The sequence below is a fragment of the Amycolatopsis sp. NPDC051071 genome, from assembly GCF_040682875.1.
In the GTDB taxonomy this organism is placed as follows: Bacteria; Actinomycetota; Actinomycetes; order Mycobacteriales; family Pseudonocardiaceae; genus Amycolatopsis.
The window spans coordinates 1-18,413 of sequence record NZ_JBFBBY010000142.1; the positions used below are offsets into that span (position 1 = coordinate 1).

The 18,413-nt window shown below is 69.3% G+C and carries 18 protein-coding genes; 5 read left to right on the top strand and 13 right to left on the bottom strand.

Annotated elements, in window-relative coordinates; all coding sequences use genetic code 11:
• Positions 1-97 precede the first annotated feature (97 nt).
• The 5 genes from AB0M65_RS32105 to AB0M65_RS32125 form a co-directional block, all read right to left on the bottom strand.
• Positions 98-628 (bottom strand): DUF4262 domain-containing protein, encoded by a 531-nt coding sequence (locus tag AB0M65_RS32105; RefSeq protein WP_364036060.1) that lies wholly within the window; start codon positions 626-628, stop codon positions 98-100.
• A 152-nt stretch (positions 629-780) separates the two neighbouring features.
• Entirely contained in the window at positions 781-1,530 is a 750-nt protein-coding gene (locus AB0M65_RS32110; RefSeq protein ID WP_364036063.1) for a YebC/PmpR family DNA-binding transcriptional regulator, read from the bottom strand.
• 55 nt (positions 1,531-1,585) lie between these two features.
• Complete coding sequence (pdxT, locus tag AB0M65_RS32115) at positions 1,586-2,215, bottom strand: pyridoxal 5'-phosphate synthase glutaminase subunit PdxT (protein WP_364036066.1); 630 nt, start codon at positions 2,213-2,215, stop codon at positions 1,586-1,588.
• A gap of 54 nt (positions 2,216-2,269) precedes the next feature.
• On the bottom strand, positions 2,270-2,590 hold the full coding sequence (locus AB0M65_RS32120) for an AzlD domain-containing protein (protein WP_364036069.1): 321 nt from the start codon (positions 2,588-2,590) through the stop codon (positions 2,270-2,272).
• Positions 2,590-3,303 (bottom strand): AzlC family ABC transporter permease, encoded by a 714-nt coding sequence (locus AB0M65_RS32125; RefSeq protein WP_364036072.1) that lies wholly within the window; start codon positions 3,301-3,303, stop codon positions 2,590-2,592. Before AB0M65_RS32125 ends, AB0M65_RS32120 begins: the two co-directional genes overlap by 1 nt.
• A gap of 68 nt (positions 3,304-3,371) precedes the next feature.
• Between AB0M65_RS32125 and AB0M65_RS32130 the strand changes: the two genes are divergently transcribed.
• On the top strand, positions 3,372-3,938 hold the full coding sequence (locus AB0M65_RS32130) for an XRE family transcriptional regulator (protein ID WP_364036075.1): 567 nt from the start codon (positions 3,372-3,374) through the stop codon (positions 3,936-3,938).
• Here AB0M65_RS32130 and AB0M65_RS32135 read toward each other — a convergent pair.
• On the bottom strand, positions 3,935-5,317 hold the full coding sequence (locus AB0M65_RS32135) for an APC family permease (protein ID WP_364036078.1): 1,383 nt from the start codon (positions 5,315-5,317) through the stop codon (positions 3,935-3,937). The genes AB0M65_RS32130 and AB0M65_RS32135 overlap by 4 nt on opposite strands.
• Before the next feature lie 142 nt (positions 5,318-5,459).
• On the opposite strand from AB0M65_RS32135, the gene AB0M65_RS32140 reads away from it, so the two are divergent.
• Both AB0M65_RS32140 and AB0M65_RS32145 read left to right on the top strand, forming a co-directional pair.
• Positions 5,460-6,071 carry a TetR/AcrR family transcriptional regulator gene (locus AB0M65_RS32140; RefSeq protein WP_364036081.1) on the top strand — a complete coding sequence of 204 codons (612 nt, stop codon included), beginning with the start codon at positions 5,460-5,462 and terminating at the stop codon, positions 6,069-6,071.
• On the top strand, positions 6,068-7,132 hold the full coding sequence (locus tag AB0M65_RS32145; protein ID WP_364036084.1) for a P1 family peptidase: 1,065 nt from the start codon (positions 6,068-6,070) through the stop codon (positions 7,130-7,132). The genes AB0M65_RS32140 and AB0M65_RS32145 overlap by 4 nt, the downstream gene beginning before the upstream one ends.
• Before the next feature lie 3 nt (positions 7,133-7,135).
• On the opposite strand, the gene AB0M65_RS32150 is transcribed toward AB0M65_RS32145, so the two are convergent.
• The 4 genes from AB0M65_RS32150 to AB0M65_RS32165 all read right to left on the bottom strand — a co-directional run bounded on the left by AB0M65_RS32150 (position 7,136) and on the right by AB0M65_RS32165 (position 11,877).
• A complete protein-coding gene (locus tag AB0M65_RS32150; RefSeq protein ID WP_364036087.1) occupies positions 7,136-9,913 on the bottom strand; it encodes a BTAD domain-containing putative transcriptional regulator in 2,778 nt (925 codons plus the stop codon).
• Positions 9,914-10,013: 100 nt separating this feature from the next.
• A complete protein-coding gene (locus AB0M65_RS32155) occupies positions 10,014-10,913 on the bottom strand; it encodes an aminoglycoside phosphotransferase family protein (RefSeq protein WP_364036090.1) in 900 nt (299 codons plus the stop codon).
• Between the two features lie 2 nt (positions 10,914-10,915).
• Positions 10,916-11,386 (bottom strand): hypothetical protein, encoded by a 471-nt coding sequence (locus AB0M65_RS32160; RefSeq protein ID WP_364036093.1) that lies wholly within the window; start codon positions 11,384-11,386, stop codon positions 10,916-10,918.
• The gene (locus AB0M65_RS32165; RefSeq protein ID WP_364036096.1) at positions 11,383-11,877 is read right to left on the bottom strand and encodes a sigma-70 family RNA polymerase sigma factor; all 495 of its coding nucleotides are present in this window, start codon (positions 11,875-11,877) and stop codon (positions 11,383-11,385) included. Before AB0M65_RS32165 ends, AB0M65_RS32160 begins: the two co-directional genes overlap by 4 nt.
• A gap of 144 nt (positions 11,878-12,021) precedes the next feature.
• On the opposite strand from AB0M65_RS32165, the gene AB0M65_RS32170 reads away from it, so the two are divergent.
• The gene (locus tag AB0M65_RS32170; RefSeq protein ID WP_364036099.1) at positions 12,022-12,873 is read left to right on the top strand and encodes an alpha/beta hydrolase; all 852 of its coding nucleotides are present in this window, start codon (positions 12,022-12,024) and stop codon (positions 12,871-12,873) included.
• A 13-nt stretch (positions 12,874-12,886) separates the two neighbouring features.
• Here the strand turns inward: AB0M65_RS32170 and AB0M65_RS32175 are convergent, their stop codons facing one another.
• From AB0M65_RS32175 to AB0M65_RS32185, 3 genes are all read right to left on the bottom strand, one after another.
• On the bottom strand, positions 12,887-13,051 hold the full coding sequence (locus AB0M65_RS32175) for a hypothetical protein (RefSeq protein ID WP_364036102.1): 165 nt from the start codon (positions 13,049-13,051) through the stop codon (positions 12,887-12,889).
• Between the two features lie 151 nt (positions 13,052-13,202).
• Positions 13,203-14,117 carry a pyridoxal 5'-phosphate synthase lyase subunit PdxS gene (gene pdxS / locus AB0M65_RS32180; protein WP_364036104.1) on the bottom strand — a complete coding sequence of 305 codons (915 nt, stop codon included), beginning with the start codon at positions 14,115-14,117 and terminating at the stop codon, positions 13,203-13,205.
• A 320-nt stretch (positions 14,118-14,437) separates the two neighbouring features.
• Positions 14,438-15,856, bottom strand: coding sequence for an FAD-binding oxidoreductase (locus tag AB0M65_RS32185; protein ID WP_364036107.1), 1,419 nt, complete (start codon positions 15,854-15,856; stop codon positions 14,438-14,440).
• A 164-nt stretch (positions 15,857-16,020) separates the two neighbouring features.
• Here AB0M65_RS32185 and AB0M65_RS32190 point away from each other — a divergent pair, with 164 nt between their 5' ends.
• Positions 16,021-18,129, top strand: a complete 2,109-nt coding sequence (locus AB0M65_RS32190; RefSeq protein WP_364036110.1) for an elongation factor G-like protein EF-G2 — start codon at positions 16,021-16,023, stop codon at positions 18,127-18,129.
• The last annotated feature ends 284 nt before the right edge of the window (positions 18,130-18,413 follow it).

Below are 18,413 nucleotides of genomic sequence, written 5' to 3' on the forward strand. Positions count from 1 at the left end.
GAGTGTTTTGGGTTGTTAGAACGACCCAAAACACTCACGACAACCCGACCCATGCACTCCCGCAGCCCAGGACCATCGCACGCGTAAGCCAAGTGACTCAGGGGCCGTCGACGCCCGGCGTCCAGCTCTCCGGGTCACCGGATTCGGTCAGTACCGGCTGGTGCTGGGCGAATCCCTCCGGTGCGTCCGCGTGCCACGGGAAGTGCCCGTCCGGCGTGGCGACGATCAGCTGCAGTGCTGGGAAGTCCCCGTCCGGGTAGATCAGGAACGCGCTCCCGAGGTACTCGGGATAGTGCCCCTTCGCGACCCGTTCGAAGACCACCGCCGCGCCCTCGAAGAAATCGTCGTAGCGCCTGCCGACCTCGAAGATCTCACCGTTGGCGGCACGGTCGACGTAGGCGTCGAGCAGGACCGGCCCCATATGCTCGGGCAGTCCGATCACGACCGCTTCCGCGACGCTGTGCAGTGCCCAGGCGCAGGCGGTGAAGCAGTGGCCCGCTCCCTCGTCGTCGCCCGCGACCGCGATGACCGCGTTCCCTCTCGCCTGCGCCTGCGACTCGATCCACTGGATGAGTTCGGTTTCGTCGGCGGTGAGGGCATCGGCTTCGGAGGTCGTCACGCGCGACATTCTGCCCCACGTCCGCGTCCGCACCTAGTCCCGGGACGGATTTTCCGCGGCATGGCGGGAAAACCGATCAGCCGACCTCGGCCATGACTTCGTCTGAGACATGGAATCCAGCACAGTGCGTAAACGTTCCGCACGTCGTCACGAACGACCGATCAGCCGACCTCAGCCATGACCTCGTCTGAAACGTCAAAGTTCGCGTAAACGTTCTGCACGTCGTCGCAGTCTTCGAGGGCGTCGATGAGCTTGAAGACCTTCTTCGCGCCATCGACGTCCAGCGGGACGCTGACCGACGGCAGGAACGTGAGGTCCGCGGACTCGTACTCGAAACCGGCTTCCTGCAAGGCTTTCCGGACGGGGACGAGGTCGGTGGCCTCGGAGACGATCTCGAAGTTCTCGTCGAGGTCGTTGACCTCTTCGGCGCCCGCGTCGAGTACGGCCATGAGGACGTCGTCCTCGGAGGCCTCACCCTTGGGCATGATCACGACGCCCTTGCGGTTGAACATGTAGGAGACCGAGCCCGGGTCGGCGAGCGAGCCGTTGTTCCGGGTGAGCGCGGTCCGTACCTCCATGGCGGCGCGGTTCTTGTTGTCGGTGAGGCATTCGATCAGCACGGCCACACCGTTCGGGCCGTAGCCTTCGTAGGTGATGGTCTGCCAGTCGGCGCCACCCGCCTCTTCACCGGCGCCGCGTTTGCGGGCGCGTTCGATGTTGTCCTGCGGGACCGAGTTCTTCTTGGCCTTCTGGATGGCGTCGTAGAGCGTCGGGTTGCCATCCGGGTCGCCACCCCCGGTCCGTCCCGCCACCTCGATGTTCTTGATCAACCGGGCGAAGAGCTTGCCGCGCTTCGCGTCCAGGTTGGCCTTCTTGTGCTTCGTGGTGGCCCACTTGGAGTGGCCGCTCATCTCTCCTCCATCTACTCCCGCGCGCCGTCTCCGAGCACCGCGGTGTCAGTGTTTCCTAAGCCTGCCGCACGAGGTCGACGAACAGCCTGTGCACACGGTCGTCCCCCGTGAGTTCCGGGTGGAACGACGTGGCGAGTACCGCCCCCTGCCGGACCGCGACGATCCTAGCGGCCACGTCGCCGGACCCCGGCATTTCGGGGACGCTGGCGAGTACCTCCACCCCATCGCCTGCTTTTTCGACCCACGGGGCGCGGATGAACACAGCGTGCACCGGCCCGCCTTCGACGCCGGTGAAGTCGAGGTCGGCCTCAAACGAGTCGACCTGCCGTCCGAACGCGTTCCGCCGGACTACGACGTCGAGCCCGCCGAGTTGCCGCTGGTCGGGGCGTCCGTCGAGGGCCTGGCGGGCGAGCAGGATCATCCCGGCGCACGAGCCGAACGCGGGCAGGCCGTCCGCGATGCGCTCACGCAGGGGTTCGAGCAGTTCGAAGGTCTCGAGCAGCCTCGACATCGTGGTCGACTCGCCACCCGGCAGCACCAGACCGTCCACTTCGGACAGTTCGCTCGCGCGGCGGACGGGCAGCGCTCGCGCGCCGGCGCGTTCCACCATCGCGGCGTGCTCCCGTACGTCACCCTGCAGTGCGAGCACGCCGACCACCGGCCGTGCTCCCGTCGCGATCGCCACCCGACCTCCCGAAAGACCTTCCCTCCAGCTTAGGCGGTTCCGGGAACGGCCAGGTCAGGGGACCCCGGCGAGCCGGAGCAGGGCGGCGGTCGCCGCGGCCGCGACGACGACCAGGGCGAACGGCGCCTTACGCCAGGCGAGGACGCCGCCGACCAGCACCCCGGCGGGCCGGGCGTAACCGGCGAACTCGTGCCCCTCGGTCAGCGCGGCGACCGCGACCAGGGCGGCCAGCAGGACGACAGCCGAACGCGCCATCAGTTTCTCGGCCTTGGGTGAAACGGTCATCCGGGCCTTCAGCACCGGTCCCGCGAACCGGAAGGCGAAGGTCCCCGCGGCGAGCACACCACCCGCGATGATCAGTTCGAGCGGATCCATCAGTGCACTCCTTCGGGTTCACGTTCGGCGGGTTCCTTCGCGGCCACCCCGGCCAGCACGCCGACCATGGCGAGCAGCACCGGGAGCCCGGCGGGCAGGAACGGGGTCGTGGCCAGCGCGACGGCGACGCCGACGAACACCGGCAGCCGGGCGGCGCGGTCCTTGAGCGACGGCAGGACCAGCGCGAGCAGGACCGCCGGGAAAGCCGCGTCGAGACCGAAGGCGTCCGTGTCGCTGATCGCCGTCCCCGCGTACGCCCCGGCGACGACGCCGACGTTCCAGCACACGAACAGCCCGATCCCGCAGACCCAGTACGCGGCCCGGCGACGGGCCTCGTCGCGCTGAGCCAGCGCGAACGCGACCGATTCGTCGATCATCAGGTGGCTGCCGACGATCCTCGACGACCACCGCTTGCCGAGGACGTCACCGATCGCGAAGCCGAACGGCACATGCCGGGCGTTGGCCAGCAGACCCGCCGCGACGGCCGCGACCGGGCTCCCGCCCGCGGCGATGATGCCGACGAACATGAATTGCGAGGCACCGGCGAAGACCAGCACCGAAAGCAGCATCGGCGCCCAGATCGGGAAGCCGGAGCCCACCGCGATCGCGCCGTAGGAGATGCCGACAATGGTGTCGGCGAGGCAGACCAGCCCGATGTCACGGAGAAGATCGCGCCCCAGGACACGCGTGGTTGTTCGCCATATCGAACGCATAGCGTCATACAATGAACGAACGCACTCGTGTTCGTCAAGGCGAACGCAACGACCGATGGAGCGAACGCATGTCCCCGACCGCGTCCGACGGCGCACCACTGGACGTCATCGCCACTTCCCTGCGCCGGGAACGCGCCCGCACCGGGCTGTCCCTCACCGAGGTCGCCAAACGCGCCGGCCTCGCGAAGTCCACGCTCTCCCAGCTGGAATCGGGGACCGGGAACCCGAGTGTCGAGACGATCTGGGCGCTGTGCGTCGCACTCGACATCCCGTTCTCGCGGGTGGTCGAGCCCGAACGTCCCCGTGTCCAGGTCATCCGCGCCGGCAGCGGCCCGACGGTGTTCGCCGAACACGCCGACTACGCGTGCACCCTGCTCAGCTCCTGCCCGCCCGGTGCCCGGCGCGACGTGTACCTGATTCGCGCCGAGCCCGGGAAACCCCGGCTTTCCGACCCGCATATGAGCGGGATCGTCGAACACATCGTCCTCAGCGCCGGGCGCGCCAAGGTCGGCCCGCGGGAGGACCCGGTGGAACTGCTGCCCGGCGACTACATCTGCTACCCCGGCGACGTCCCGCACATCTTCGAAGCACTCGAACCGGGCACCTACGGCGTCGAGATCGCGGAGTACACCTAAACCGCGTCCTTGGCGGGCTCGGCTTCGTCGGTGACGTCGGCGAGCCGCCAGCCACCCTTCCGGCGCAGCACGAGGAGGTAGTACGCGATCGAGAGCAGGGCGACGACGGCGGTGACGATCAGGCTCGGGCGTCCCACCGCCGGGTCGAGCAGGTTCTGGTAGACCACGTACACCAGCACGGCCAGTGCCAGCACCGGCGCGACCGGGAACCACGGCATCCGGTACTTCGCGTGGGCGGTGGCCCCGGTGCGGCGGCCGACGATCGCGCCGACGCAGAGTGCCGCGTAGACGGCCACGATCGACGTGCTCGTGACCACCAGCAGCAGTTTCGGGTCGACGAAGCAGAGCAGCGCGGCCACCAGGCCGGTGCCGACGGTGGCCACCCACGGCGTCCCGAACTTCGGGTGCACCGCGGACAACGCCCGGTTGATCGGCGACGGCCAGGCGCGATCGCGGCCACTGCTGAACAGCATCCGCGAGCTGATCAGGACGATCGCCAGCACCGCGTTGATGATCGCCAGCGCGACCGCCAGGCCGAGCACGGTGTCGAGCGTTCCACCGCCACGCGAGTCGATGAAGTAGGACAACATGTTGCCCGAGGTGAACAACGCGTTCAGGTCGGGCGCGCCGAGCAGGACCGCGGTCACCGGGATCAGTTCGGCGAGCACCGTGATGCCGAGCGCGAACAGGATCGCGCGGGCGATCCCGCGGGAGGCGTCCTGGGTCTCCTCGCCGAAGTACACCGCCGAGCCGTAGCCGTTGTAGGCGAAGATCGCGACCGACGTGGCGATCGCGATGGCGCCGACCGTCGCCGGGCTCCCGTCGGTGGCGACCGGATGCGCGAGCAGCTCGCTGAACGACCGCGCCGGGTTGATCAGCCCGAGCGCGCTGACCACGATCAGCGCGAGGATCTCGATGGCGAGGAAGACGCCGGTCACCCAGGCGTTGAGCTTGATGTCGAACACCCCGACCACGGCGGCGACCACGCAGGTCACGGCGGCGATCACCGGACCGGGCACGCCGGGCATGAGCACGCCGAGATAGGTGCCGACGCCGAGCGCGATCACCGCGACGATGAGCACCTGCGTGATGATCATCAGGCCGAGCACGGCGAATCCCGGCAACCGGCCGAGCGTGCGGGTGACGATCGCGTACTCGCCGCCCGCCAACGGGAAGGCCGAGGCGAGTTCGGCGTAGACGAAGGCCATGAAGACGCCGACGACCGCGGCGGCCACGAAGCTGTAGAAGGCACCCGTACCGGCGCCGGAGAGCACTCCCGGCGCGATGATGAAGACCGATGAGGCTGGACTGATCGCGGAGAGCGTGATGAGCAGCGTGCCGAGGGTGCGCAGACCGCGGCGTAGGGCGGGAGTGGACACGGCCGACCTCCTACAAGGTGGATTCTTTGAGTCCCCTTCGAAGAACTGTTGAGCACGCATCAAAGGCCCTTCACGGTGTGACGTCAAGACCTGATTCGGATCAGGTCTTGCGTTTTTCGAACAAGATTCGAAGAATGGAGGGATGGCAAGACCGAGCAAGGCACCGCAGCGACGGGCCGAACTGATCGAGGTGGCCGGACGCGCCGTCATCGACCGCGGGGTGCTGAACCTGCGGCTGCGGGACATCGCCGAGAGCGCGGGCCTGTCGTCCGGCTCGATCCTGTACTACTTCCCCACCCTCGCCGACCTGCTGCAGGAGGTGCAGCGTGAGGCGGTGGCCCGCTTCTGCTCGGCGAGGAAACAGGCCGCGGCCGCGAAGACGGACCCCGGTGAGCGGCTGCGCTCGATGATCCGCAGCGGCCTGCCCACCGGCCCCGGCGACGAACTCTGCGTGCTGCTCTACGAACTCGGCACGATCGCCCGCCGCGATCCCGTGTACGCCGCCCGGCACATCACGCTCTACGAGCAGCAGGTGGGGATCTACACCGGCATCCTCGAAGCAGGCGCGGCCACCGGCGATTTCACCCTGACCGCGGACGCCGTCTCGATCGCGCGGAACCTGGTCGCATTGGAGGACGGCTACGGCCTGCACCTCACCCAGGCCGTCCCGACGCTGGAAACCGCGACCGCCGAAGCGATGCTGCTCTCCTACGCCCGCACCGCCACCACGCATCCCCTGGAGGAAAGTTCATGACCCGCGCCCGTGATCTGGGTATCCCCTTGCCCGGCCGGACCGGCGCGCACAACGCGCTCACCGACGTCCCCGGCGTCGAGATCGGCTACACGACGCTCGTCGAAGGCGAGTCCGTGCGCACCGGCGTCACCGCCGTGCTGCCGCGCGGGCGCGAGGATTTCGCCGTTCCGTGCGCGGCCGGGACGTACGCCCTCAACGGCAACGGCGAGATGACCGGCACCGCGTGGCTCGCCGAAACCGGGTCGCTGACGCTGCCGGTGCTGATCACCTCCACGCACGCCGTCGGCCCAGCCCACCGCGGCGTGATCGACTGGGTGGCACGCGAACGGCCCGACGTGGCGGCCGAATGGCTGCTGCCGGTGGTCGCGGAGACCTGGGACGGCTACCTCAACGACAGCGTCGCTCCGACCATCCACAGTGGACACGCGGTCGCCGCGATCGACGCCGCGCGGACCGGTCCGGTCGACGAGGGTTCCGTCGGCGGCGGCACCGGGATGACCTGTTACGGCTTCAAGGGCGGCACTGGTTCGGCTTCCCGAGTCGTGTCCTATGGGGACGACGAATACACCGTCGGTGTGTTGGTACAGGCCAACTTCGGCTCGCGGCGTGAGCTCACCGTCGCCGGTGAGCCGGTCGGGCTGGACCTGGGCGACGACAACCCGATGGAGGAGGCCTGGGCGGCACCGGCGGGCGCGGGGTCGGTGATCGTCATCGTCGGTACCGACGCTCCCCTGCTACCGGGACAGTGCACGTCACTCGCGCGCCGGGTCCCGCTCGGCCTCGCCCGCACCGGCACGGCGGGCTCGCATTTCTCCGGTGACCTGTTCCTCGCGTTCAGCACCGCGAACCCGGCCGCGCTGACCAGCCGGTTCCCGCGGACCGAGGAGGCGGAGTACGAGAACCTCCGGTTCGTCCCGTGGGGCAGGCTCGACCCGTTCTTCGAAGCCGTGGTGCAGGCGACCGAAGAGGCGGTGCTCAACGCGTTGTTCGCCAACGAGGAGATGACCGGTCACCGGGGGCACCGGGTCCCCGCACTGCCGACGGCGCACTGGCTCGGCTGAGGTTCAGGAACGGGACAGGGCACCCAGCAGCCGGTCGCAAGCGGCCGCGCTGCTGCGGTTGCCCGCCCCGGCGAACTGCGAGGACGCGCCGGTCAGCACCCGCGCCGCGGCCTTCCGCTCCCCCAGGATCGTGTAGGTCCGCCCGATGTCGAGCCGGACCTGCGCCGCGCACAGTTCGTCGGACAGCGATTCGAGCAGTTCGAGCGCGCGGCGCAGGCAGGACATCGCACCACGCGGATCCCGGCGCCGTAGGTGCAGTTGTCCTTGCCTGCGCAGGACGAGCGCCATTCGGTGCGTGTCGTCCAGTTCGGCGCAAAGCCGCCAGGCCGCGTCCAGTTCCGCTTCGGCCTCGTCCAGCAGGCCTAGTTCCGTACTCGCGACGGCGTGTGAGGTGTGCAGATGCGCCATGCCGAGCACGTCGCCGATCTCGGTGAAGATCGCCAGCGCGCGCCTCGCCGTCGCCCTCGATTCGGCGTGCCGTCCGATGGACCTGGAGACAACGCAGAGCCCGGTCAACGCCCTGGCCCGGCCGGCGGGATCGCCGACGCGTTCGCTGATCCGGTACGACTCTTCAAGTGCCTTGGCCGCCTCCTGGTAGTCGTCCCAGTACAGGTGGAGCTGGCCGATCCCGCGCAGGAGCGCCGCTTCCCCGCGTGCGCATCCCGACGTCCTCGCCGCGTCCAGCGCACGCCGATGGCAGCGCGACCACTCCGCGTACAGTCCACTGTGGTCGAAGTAGGAAGCGGCCACGACGGCGATTTCCCAGGCCAGCTCGCCGAGTCCGGCGTCGGCCGCGTGGGAGACGGCGGCCTCCAGCGCGGGAAGTTCAGCCTGGAACCACGAAAGCGGTTCGGTCTCCGGTGTTTCGCCGAGCGGGGTGCGGACGGCGTCGCCGGGCTCAGGCCGGAGAACGCTGCTGGGCAGCCGATCCGCGGCCTTCTCCGCGAGCCAAAGCCAGCCGCCGAGTGCCCGTTCGACGGCGTCCGCGCGTTCTTGTTCCGGCTCGGCGGCGACCTCCTCGATCGCGAAGGCACGCAAGAGGTCGTGCATCCGGTAGCGGGCTACTCCCGCTCCCCGCGAGACCGGTTGGATCAGATGCCGGTGCCGCAGGTCTTCGAGCGCGCCGACGGCGGAATCGGGCTCGCCGCCGTCGGCCAGCGCGGCCGCCCATGCCGGGAAATCGGCCGCGGGCAACAGACCCAGCCTGCGGAAAAGGCGACGGCGGTCCGGCGCGAGTTGCCGGTAGCCGAGCGCGAGACTGCCGCGGACGGCGAGATCCCCGGCCCGCAGCCAATCCAGCCGCCTCCGTTCGACGGAGAGTTCGGCGGCGACGTCGGCGAGTGTCCAGCCGGACCGGTCGCCGATCCGGCTGGCGACGATCCGCAGTGCCAGCGGGAGACCGCCGCAGTATTCGAGAACCTGCTGGGCGGCAACGGATTCCTCGTCGATCTCGGTGAGCCGTGCGAGCAGAACGGCCGCGTCTCCGGGCGGCAGGACGTCAACCGGGACCTGACGGCCGAGTTCGAGGCCGTCCAAGGCGAACCGGCTCGTGACGAGCACCGCGCAGCCACCACCGGCGGGCAGCAACGGGCGCAGCTGCGCCTCGCCGTCGGCGTCGTCGAGCACCAGCAGGACCCGGCGCCCGTGGACCAGGCTGCGGAACAGGCAGGCGCTTTCGTCGACGTCGGAGGGGATCGCGTCGGAGGGGACGCCGAACGCACGCAGGAACCCGGCGAGTACGGCCTCCGGTGACCGCGGTTCGTTCGTGGTACCGCGCAAGGCGGCGAACAGCCTGCCGTCCGGATAGGCGTCGGCGACCCGGTGCGCCAGCCGGACAGCCAGCGAGGACTTCCCGACCCCGCCCGCGCCGGTGAGCAGCAGGACGCGTGGCGTCTCGCGATTCTCGTCCGGCGCCAGTTCCGCCAGCAGTTCCGCGACCAGCGCGTCCCGGCCGATGAAATCCGGGATCCCCGGCGGAAGCTGGCTCGGCACCGCGGGTTTCCGGTAGGCGGGGTATTCGCGCGTCGTCATTCCCGGGCCGTCGCGGAGGATCTCGCCCTGCAGTGCGCGGATCGCCGGAGACGGCTCGACGCCCAGTTCGTCGATCAGCCCACGGCGCCATTTCCCGTAGACGTCGAGTGCTTCGGCCAGTCGGCCCGCCCTGGTGAGCGCGGTCATCAACTGGCCGCAGGTCCGTTCCCGGAACGGGGCGGCGGTGAGCATGTCGCGTAGTTCGGGCACCAGGCGGTCGTGCTCACCGAGCCCGAGTTCGGCGTCCACCCTGTCCTCCAACACCGAAAACCGCTGGTCCTCCCAGCACGCGACGACCTCGGCCGCGACGGGGACCCCGGCGAGTACCGGTCCTCGCCACAGGTCGAGCGCCTCACGGAACCGCTGGGCAGCCTCGCGATGACATTCGCGGGCGAGCAGCTCGCGTCCCTCGGCGGCCAGGCAGGTGAACAGGCCGGTATCGGTCTCCGATGACCGCGCGTTGAGCAGGTACGCCGTTCCCTTGGTCAGGATCGGCTGGTCACCCCGCGGCGAACGCAAGGCGCGCCGGAGCCCGGAGATCAGCCCCTGGACCTGCACTTTCGCCGACGCGGGCGGGGTGTCGCCCCAAAGTCCGTCGATGATCCGGTCGCATGAGACCAGCTGTCCGGCCTCGACGAGCAGCATCGCGAAGACTCGTCGTGCCTGCGGCGGACCGAGTGGGAGGTCCACACCCACCCACTCGGCGGCCGGCTCCCCCAGCAAGCGGTAGAAGCGTTCCCCTGTCGCCATGAAGCCCCCTTCGCTGTGACATGTACAAAGAGAGTGTCACAGCTCGTCGGGCCTTGGGTGAGGTTCGCGTCATCCGAACGAGGGAATCGCTCAAGGATCGTCAGTGGTCGCGGCGAGTCAGCATGAGCAGGTCGTCGATCACCTGCTCCGGGCCGCCGTAGGTGAGGTACGAGATGGCGAACATCGGTGCGACCACGCGAGCCCAGGCGAACAGCCGGTCCCCGTCGAGCCCGCAGGCAACGGCCACCGTCTGGCACCGGGCCTCGACACCCTCGTGCTCGGCTCCGGACACCACGTAGTCGACGGCGTCGAAGCACGGATCGCCGACGCACGCCTTCGGATCGATCGCGACCAGACCGCGTGACGGGCCGCCGTCGAGGGCGTTGCCGAGGTGCAGGTCGCCGTGCAGCAGCACGCGGGTGTCCTGGGTGTCCAGCAACGTCTCGCATCGCCGGATCGTCCGCTGCCAGGTGTCCTGGTCGATCCGGGCGCCGATGGCGGGCTCTGACAGCCTGCGGCCGATCCGGGCGAAGGACTCCTCGAAGCGTCCGCGCAGATCCAACGGCCATCCGACGGGGGCGGGCACGGCGTGCAGCGCGGTGAGCAACTCTCCCCACTGTCGCGGCAAAGGCGCCGGAGGCAGTGCTTCGGCGATGGTGCCGGGGATGACCTCCTCCAGCACCATCGCGCCGGTTTCCGCGTCGGCGGCCAGCACGGCGGGCACCCGTCCCGACGGCGCGAACAAGCGCAGCATCTCGACCTGCTTGGTCAGCAGGGCCTTGTCCGGGCTGAGCTTGAGCACCGCGGGTGTCCCGTCGGGCCCTTGGCAACGCAGGACGACCGATGAGGCGCCGCTGTCGAAGAGCTCACCGAGTTCGAAACCCCACCGTGAGGCCAGCTTGGCGGCTTGGGCCGGGACCGCCGCGAGCCACGCCCCGGCCTCCGGGCCGAAGCGACCCACCAACCGCGTGCGGATGTCTTCGATGTCCACGCCGGTCATCTTCAGCCCTCCCCTTCGGTCACGCGGTCGCGGAGACGGGCGTGCATGCCGCGACCGAGCGGCCGCCCGGCCAGGCGCAGCACCGGCCCGAGCGGCCGAGTGACCGGGACACGGAACGCGCCGAGGAACGCGAAGCGCGTCCCAGAACCTTCGGCGACAGCAGCCATCCCGCCGACCACCCGGCCGCTCTGCATCACGCACCAGCCGGGTCGCAGGACGATGTCGAAGGAGTCCCGAAGCCCGAAGTGACCCGTGATGTCGGCGGCGAGGTCTTCGCCGTCGTCGCGGACGATTCGCACCGAACGGATGGTGCGCAGCAGCCGTGGCAGCTCGTTTTCCAGGTCCGCGGCGACCGCCCAGACCCGGTCGAAAGGCGCGTCGAGCACGGCCTCGGCGACGAACGCGCCGGGCAGAGCCGCGGCGAGCACCCGCATCCGGGCGACCGCGTCGAGTTCGGCGACCGGCCAGCTCATCGGTCCCACTCCTTCCGGAAACTCTTCCGCGCACGGGAAAGCCGCGACTTCACCGTGCCGGCAGGCACCCGCAGCAGCTCCCCCGCCGTCTGCTCGTCGAGGCCTTCGATGTCACGGAGCACCAGCACCGCGCGGTGTTCGGGGCTCAGCCGGTCGAGCACGTCACGGATGTCGACGGCGAGCTCGGGATTGCCGGCGGCCGGGACTTCGGCGAGGTCTGCGAGGACGGCCCGCCGGGACCGTTTCGCCACCCGCACGGCCTCGCGGACGGCGATCGCGCGTGCCCAGCCGTAAATCGCGGCGGGCTCGGCGAGCCGTGGCAGATTCCGGAAGATCGCGATCAGCGCCTCCTGGGCGGCGTCGGGCCCGTCGTCCAGCGCGATCGGACCGCACAGCCGCCCGACGTACGGCGTGAGCAGGCCGAGCAGCTCCTGCATGGCAAGCGCGTCACCACGCTGGGCGGCGCGCACGAGCTCCTCGGGTCCGGGCATTCGCCTCCTCACGTCGCGGGTACCGGCTGATGGAGGACGGCGAACCCCGGATGGTTCCCGGGACCCAGGTCACAATTTTCCCGGGAACGTCCTCGCCTCGCCGATCCTCTCCCGATCAAGACCTCCGAAGGAAAGGACGTACCGATGAGACCGTTCCCCGAAGTGGCCGGGGTCGAGCACCGGTTCGTGGACGTCGCCGGTCTCCGGCTGCACGTCGCCGAGGCGGGTGCCGGAACACCGGTAGTGATGCTGCACAGCTTCCCGCAGCACTGGTACACCTGGCGCCAGGTGCTCCCCGGCCTGGCCGGACACCACCGCGTGCTGTGCCCGGACTTCCGGGGCGCCGGCTGGTCGGATTCGCCGAAATCCGGCTACGACACGGCCACTCGCGTCGACGACCTGATCGGCCTGTTGGACGCGCTGGGGCTGGAGCGGGTTTCGCTCGTCTCACACGGCTGGGGCGCGTGGACCGGCTTCTTCCTCTGCCTGCGCGCGCCGGAACGGATCGAGCACCATCTCGCGCTCAACATGACGCATCCGTGGCCGGACCGGGCGGCGATCCGGGCACAGGCCTGGCGGTTCTGGCATACCGCGCTCTGGGAATACCCGCTGCTCGGACCGGCGGTGCTGCGGCATTGGCCCGGCCTGACCAGATTCCTGCTTCGCCGCTGGGGCGCGGCGGCCGACGCGATCGCCGAGTTCACCGAAGACAGCCGCCTGCCCGCCCACGCGCGAGCGGGCCAGGCACTGAACTGGCAGTTCGTCGTCCACGATCTGGCCCGGCTCCGGCGCTATCGCGACCTTCGGCTGAGTGTGCCGACCGAAATCCTCCTCGGCGGCCGGGACGTCCTCGTACCGCAAGCCTTCTTGCGCGGTGGCGAGCGTTATGCCGACGACCTGCGCGTCCGCGTGCTCGAAGACTGCGGACATCTCATTCCCGAGCAGCGGCCCGACGAGGTCGTTTCCGCCGCCCGCGCCCTGTTCGCCACCACGTGACTTCTCGTATGCGCTACTGGCCCGACACCCGGACCTCGGCACGGTGCACGCGGATCCGCCTACCCGCCCGACGGGCCCGCTCGACCCTCCCGCCGCGACCGGCCTTCAGCATCTGCTCGGTCCGGTAGTCGACCTCGGCCAGCACCCCGGCGAGCAGAACGTCGTTGCTGTTCATCATCGTTTCCCCTCAGGAACTCACTACCTTGTTCGGTAGTGACCAGATTCGTCCTGAGGGGTGCCTTCCGGCATCGGGTGATCACCTACGGCTGACCGCGGATCGACCCCTTACTCCCGCTCATTCCCTGCTCGAAGGCCGTAAGGGGCACCGACTACCAGCCGCGCTCGGACAGGCGGTGGGGCTCGGGGACGTCGTCGACGTTGATGCCGACCATCGCCTCACCCAGGCCACGCGAAACCTTCGCGATGACGTCCGGGTCGTCGTAGAAGGTGGTGGCCTTGACGATCGCCTCGGCGCGCTGGGCCGGGTTGCCGGATTTGAAGATGCCGGAGCCGACGAATACGCCCTCGGCGCCGAGCTGCATCATCATCGCCGCGTCGGCCGGGGTCGCGATACCGCCGGCGGTGAACAGCACGACCGGCAGCTTGCCCTTCGCCGCGACCTCCTTGACGAGGTCGTACGGGGCCTGAAGTTCCTTCGCCGCAACGTAGAGCTCGTCCTCGGGCAGCGAGGAGAGGCGACGCAGCTCGGCACGGATCTTACGCATGTGCGTGGTCGCGTTCGAGACGTCGCCGGTGCCGGCTTCGCCCTTGGAGCGGATCATCGCCGCACCCTCGTTGATACGGCGCAGCGCCTCGCCGAGGTTGGTGGCACCACAGACGAAAGGCACCGTGTAGGCCCACTTGTCGATGTGGTTCTCGTAGTCGGCCGGGGTCAGCACCTCGGACTCGTCGATGTAGTCGACGCCGAGCGACTGCAGCAGCTGCGCCTCGACGAAGTGACCGATGCGGGCCTTCGCCATTACCGGGATCGAGACGGTCTCGATGATGCCGTCGATCAGGTCCGGGTCGCTCATCCGGGCGACACCGCCCTGCGCGCGGATGTCCGCGGGGACCCGCTCGAGCGCCATCACCGCGACGGCGCCGGCGTCTTCGGCGATCTTCGCCTGTTCGGCGGTGACCACGTCCATGATCACACCGCCCTTGAGCATCTCCGCCATGCCGCGCTTGACCCGGGCGGTGCCGGTGAGCGAGGTGGTTGCCGTGTTCGTGGACTCGTCAGTCACTGCTGGACCTTTCGGAAAGCGCACTGGGTGGGGTGACGTACCGAGCGTAGGCCGCTTTTGGACCTCTCAAGCAGGCCAGTTCGCGGCAATTTCAGCAGTCCACTGGGTGATCTACCCCGCACCGACCACGCAACCAGTCCTCTGGTCGCGCAAGCACGGTGACCCAACGCGAGTCACGGCTTCAAGCACGCGAGATCCGCCCTTAAGCACGCGAGTCACGGCTTCAAGCACGCGAGTCACGCCTTCAAGCACGCGAGTCCCGTGTCTGAGCACGCCTCGGTGACGCGCGATGACCACACATCATGCCGGGCAAAGTGGGCCTAGCGTGCCAGGCCCTGTTCGAAGGCGAAGACACCGTCCGGGTCGTACTTCCGGGCGACCCGGCGCAGCCGCGGCAGGCTGTCGCCGTAGTACGCCTCGGCCCACTTCGGCATCTCCGCGTCGATGTAGTTGACGTACCCGGCCTGCCCGTACTCGTGGCCGAGTTCGTCCCTGACCCGCCCGATCGCCTGCCGCGCGTACGCCTCGCCGCCGTCCAGGCCGCGGGTGATCTGGATGCTGCCCACCGCCGCCCGGTGCGGGAAGCACGACTCGCTCGAGGGCACCCGCGCGATCGCGCCGCCGTACGCGTCGACGATGGAGTACAGCTTCGGATCGCTGGTCAGCAGCGACGCCAGCGCGTCGGGATCCGGCACCGGATGGGTCAGGATCCTCGACGTCGAGACATACGCGCCCCGATCCGCCACCGCGGCGGGGAAGTTCGTCTCCTCGGCGAACGCACGCATGGTCGCCAGATGACCCTGCTCGGTCACGTCACGGGTGAGCGGCTGGGTGCCGACCCGGCGGACGAGGTCGTCGATCAGGGGGTTCAGCTGCGCGGCGCGGCCCACGAAACAGCCTCCGCAGTTGACGGCCTCCGCCCCGAGGCCCATTCCGGACCACAGTTCGTCCGGCATCGCGGGCTGCCACTCTTGCCAGGCCGCGACGAGATCGGCGAGGACGGCGGGCGGGAAGGTCAAGCCGAAGTTCGTCAGCGTCCTGGCGGCCGCCGTGCGGAAGGTGAACGAGGTGACGATGCCGAAGTTGCCGCCGCCACCGCCGCGCAACGCCCACAGCAGGTCCGGCGCGGTCTCCACCGAGACCAGGCGAAGCTTCCCGTCCGCGCCGACGAAACGCACGGACTCGACGCTGTCACAGGTCAGTCCGTACTTACGGCCCAGCACGCCGATGCCGCCACCGAGTGTCAGCCCGGCGATTCCGACCGTGGGACAACTGCCCGCGGGCAGCGCGCGTCCCGCCGCCGCCAGCGCTTCGTACACCCGGCCGAGCAGCGCGCCCGCTCCGATCGACGCGCGGCCTCCCAGCAGGATTTCGATCGCGTTCAGCCGGGAGAGGTCGACGACCAGACCTTTGTCCACAATGGAGTAGCCGGCGTAACTGTGCCCTCCCGAACGCGCCGCGATCGGGAGGCGATGCCGGGCCGCGAAATCGACACAGCGCCGGACGTCGTCCTCGTTCGCACAGACCGCGACACCGTCGGGCAGCCGATGATCGTACATACTGAAAAACCCGAGCCGCGCTTCGTCGTAGCCGGGTTCACCGGGCCGGTACAGCTCGCCTGCCAGTCTGGCGCGCAGCCGCTCCCAGGGATCACCGCCCTCGGAAATCGCCGCTGGCGCCGCGGCCAGGGCCGGAACCGCCCCGGCCAGCTTCAGGATCGTCCGCCTGTCGAGCTCCATCGCTCATCCCCCACCATCGGATTCGCTTCCGGGTGTCCGCCATCGAGCATAACGGCGGGTCGACATTCGGGGGTTCCCTCGCCGGTCGCCTTGCCGCGACGGCCGTCTCGGGTGTGTGATCGAGGACACATCTGTTCACGGCGTCGTGTGGTGAGGAGATCGGCATGGCCGACAAACAAAGCAAGAACGGAGACTCCGGGGCCGCCGTCGCTGTGGCCGATCCGGCGAAAGTACGCAACGTCGTCCTGGTCGGGCCGTCGGGATCCGGCAAGACGACGCTCGCCGAAGCGTTGCTCGCCGCCTCCGGCACGGTGACGCGGGCGGGCACGGTCGTGGAGGGCACCACGGTTTGCGACCACGACCCCGCCGCGGTCCGGCAGCAGCGGTCGGTCGGCCTTTCGGTCGCGCCGGTGCTGCACCAGGGCCACAAGATCAACCTCATCGACACCCCCGGATACGCCGATTTCGTCGGCGAACTACGCGCCGGGCTCCGCGCCGCCGACGCGGCGCTCTTCGTCGTCTGCGCGGCGGAAGGCGTGGACTCGGCCACGACCGCGGTGTGGGAGGAATGCGCGGCCGTCGGCATGCCGAGGGCGGTGGTCGTCTCCCGGCTCGACCATCATCGCGCCGATCCCGAAGGCGAGATCGCGGCCTGTCAGGCTGCCTTCGGCGCCGGTGTCCTGCCGCTGTACCTGCCTGCTCGTGACGGGCTCGTCGGGCTGATCACCCGCCGCTACTTCGACTACGCGGAAGGCTTTCCGCCCAAGGTCGGCGAGCCGGACGAGGCTGGCCTCGCTCGGCTGACCGAGGCCCGCAACGAGCTGATCGAAGGCATCATCGCCGAGAGCGAGGACGAGTCACTGATGGACCGGTACCTCGCCGGTGAAGAGATTCCCGAGGACACGTTGATCGCCGATCTCGAGACCGCCGTCGCCCGCGGGTCCTTCCATCCAGTGGTCCCGGTGTGCGCGACGACCGGGGTGGGGCTCGCCGAAGTCCTCGACGGGATCGTCCGTGCCTTCCCGTCGCCGCTGGAACACGCCCCGCCGGAGGTCACCTCTCCCACCGGCGAGCCGCACGCGCGTCTCCGCGCCGACCCCGACGGCCCTCTCGCCGCCGAGGTCGTCCGTACCACCGTCGACTCCTACGTCGGCAGGGTGTCACTGGTCCGGGTGTTCTCCGGAACGCTGCGCCCGGAACGCCCGGTGCACGTCTCGGGACACGGCCTCGCCGAACGCGGGCACGAGGACCACGACGCCGACGAACGGGTCGCGCATCTGTACTCACCGCTGGGCGCGAACCTGCGCGAGGTCCCGTACTGCGTCGCGGGCGACCTCTGCGCGCTGACCAAGGTCGGCTCGGCGGAGACCGGCGACACCGTGTCCTCACCCGAAGATCCGCTGATCATGAAGCCGTGGACGATGCCGGAACCACTGCTGCCGGTCGCCGTCATCGCGAAGACACGCAGCGACGAGGACACGTTGGCGCGCAACCTTTCCCGGCTCGTAGCGGGCGACCCGACGCTGCGGCTGGACCGCAACGCCGAGACCAATCAGCTGGTGCTGTGGTGCATGGGCGAGGCACACGCCGACGTCGTGCTGTCGCGTCTGCGCGCGGGCGGCGCCGACGTGGACACCGAACCGGTCCGCATCAGCCTGCGTTCGACCTTCGCCGGAACGGGCCGCGGGCACGGACGGCATGTCAAGCAGTCCGGCGGTCATGGCCAGTTCGCCGTCTGCGACATCGAGGTTCAGCCGCTGCCGAGGGGTTCGGGCTTCGAGTTCGTGGACAAGGTCGTCGGCGGCTCGGTGCCACACCAGTTCATCCCGAGCGTCGAGAAGGGTGTCCGGGCACAGGCCCAGCGCGGGTTGGTCGACGGGTATCCGGTGATCGACATCCGGGTGACGCTCGTGGACGGCAAGGCGCACAGTGTCGACTCGTCGGACGCCGCGTTCCAGACAGCGGGCGCCCTGGCGCTGAAGGAAGCCGCCGCGGCCGGAAAGATCGCCTTGCTCGAACCACTCGAAGAGGTGGCCGTGAAACTCCCGGACGAACACCTCGGCACCGTGCTGGGTGACTTGTCCTCACGGCGCGGCCGTGTGCTCGGCACCGAATCCGGTGAAGGCGGCCGCACCGTCATCCGCGCCGAAGTACCCGCGGTGGAACTGCTGCGCTACGCGATCGACCTACGCTCGCTGACCTCGGGCACGGCGACGTTCACGCGCAAACACGCCCGGTTCGAGCCGATGCCGGAAGGAGCCGTGGCGCTCTAGATGATTGATTCCGTGAAGATCGCGTGAGTGCGACCCCGCGAAGGAACCCTTCCCTTGACTGTCCATAAGGGACACCAGTTGTGCCGAATTGCCCGATTGACCATCGATTGACCGTATCGGCGCGAACCAAGGTCGTGACATACGGCGTCTACAGCGCCTCGCTGAGCTTCACGTGGTTTTCACGGAGTCTTGCCACCCACGACTACCCGGGCCCATACCTGGCAGCCGCCCTTGGTCGCGGGCATGTCCTGAAGGCCCCCTTTGAGACGATCAACGTCTCAAAG

Bases quoted from the DNA above. Each gene is read 5' to 3' on its own strand.
- AB0M65_RS32105 (WP_364036060.1), bottom strand. From the start codon at position 628: ATGTCGCGCGTGACGACCTCCGAAGCCGATGCCCTCACCGCCGACGAA.
- AB0M65_RS32110 (WP_364036063.1), bottom strand. From the start codon at position 1,530: ATGAGCGGCCACTCCAAGTGGGCCACCACGAAGCACAAGAAGGCCAAC.
- AB0M65_RS32120 (WP_364036069.1), bottom strand. From the start codon at position 2,590: ATGGATCCGCTCGAACTGATCATCGCGGGTGGTGTGCTCGCCGCGGGG.
- AB0M65_RS32125 (WP_364036072.1), bottom strand. From the start codon at position 3,303: ATGCGTTCGATATGGCGAACAACCACGCGTGTCCTGGGGCGCGATCTT.
- AB0M65_RS32130 (WP_364036075.1), top strand. From the start codon at position 3,372: ATGTCCCCGACCGCGTCCGACGGCGCACCACTGGACGTCATCGCCACT.
- AB0M65_RS32140 (WP_364036081.1), top strand. From the start codon at position 5,460: ATGGCAAGACCGAGCAAGGCACCGCAGCGACGGGCCGAACTGATCGAG.
- AB0M65_RS32145 (WP_364036084.1), top strand. From the start codon at position 6,068: ATGACCCGCGCCCGTGATCTGGGTATCCCCTTGCCCGGCCGGACCGGC.
- AB0M65_RS32150 (WP_364036087.1), bottom strand. From the start codon at position 9,913: ATGGCGACAGGGGAACGCTTCTACCGCTTGCTGGGGGAGCCGGCCGCC.
- AB0M65_RS32155 (WP_364036090.1), bottom strand. From the start codon at position 10,913: ATGACCGGCGTGGACATCGAAGACATCCGCACGCGGTTGGTGGGTCGC.
- AB0M65_RS32160 (WP_364036093.1), bottom strand. From the start codon at position 11,386: ATGAGCTGGCCGGTCGCCGAACTCGACGCGGTCGCCCGGATGCGGGTG.
- AB0M65_RS32165 (WP_364036096.1), bottom strand. From the start codon at position 11,877: ATGCCCGGACCCGAGGAGCTCGTGCGCGCCGCCCAGCGTGGTGACGCG.
- AB0M65_RS32170 (WP_364036099.1), top strand. From the start codon at position 12,022: ATGAGACCGTTCCCCGAAGTGGCCGGGGTCGAGCACCGGTTCGTGGAC.
- AB0M65_RS32175 (WP_364036102.1), bottom strand. From the start codon at position 13,051: ATGATGAACAGCAACGACGTTCTGCTCGCCGGGGTGCTGGCCGAGGTC.
- AB0M65_RS32185 (WP_364036107.1), bottom strand. From the start codon at position 15,856: ATGGAGCTCGACAGGCGGACGATCCTGAAGCTGGCCGGGGCGGTTCCG.
- AB0M65_RS32190 (WP_364036110.1), top strand. From the start codon at position 16,021: ATGGCCGACAAACAAAGCAAGAACGGAGACTCCGGGGCCGCCGTCGCT.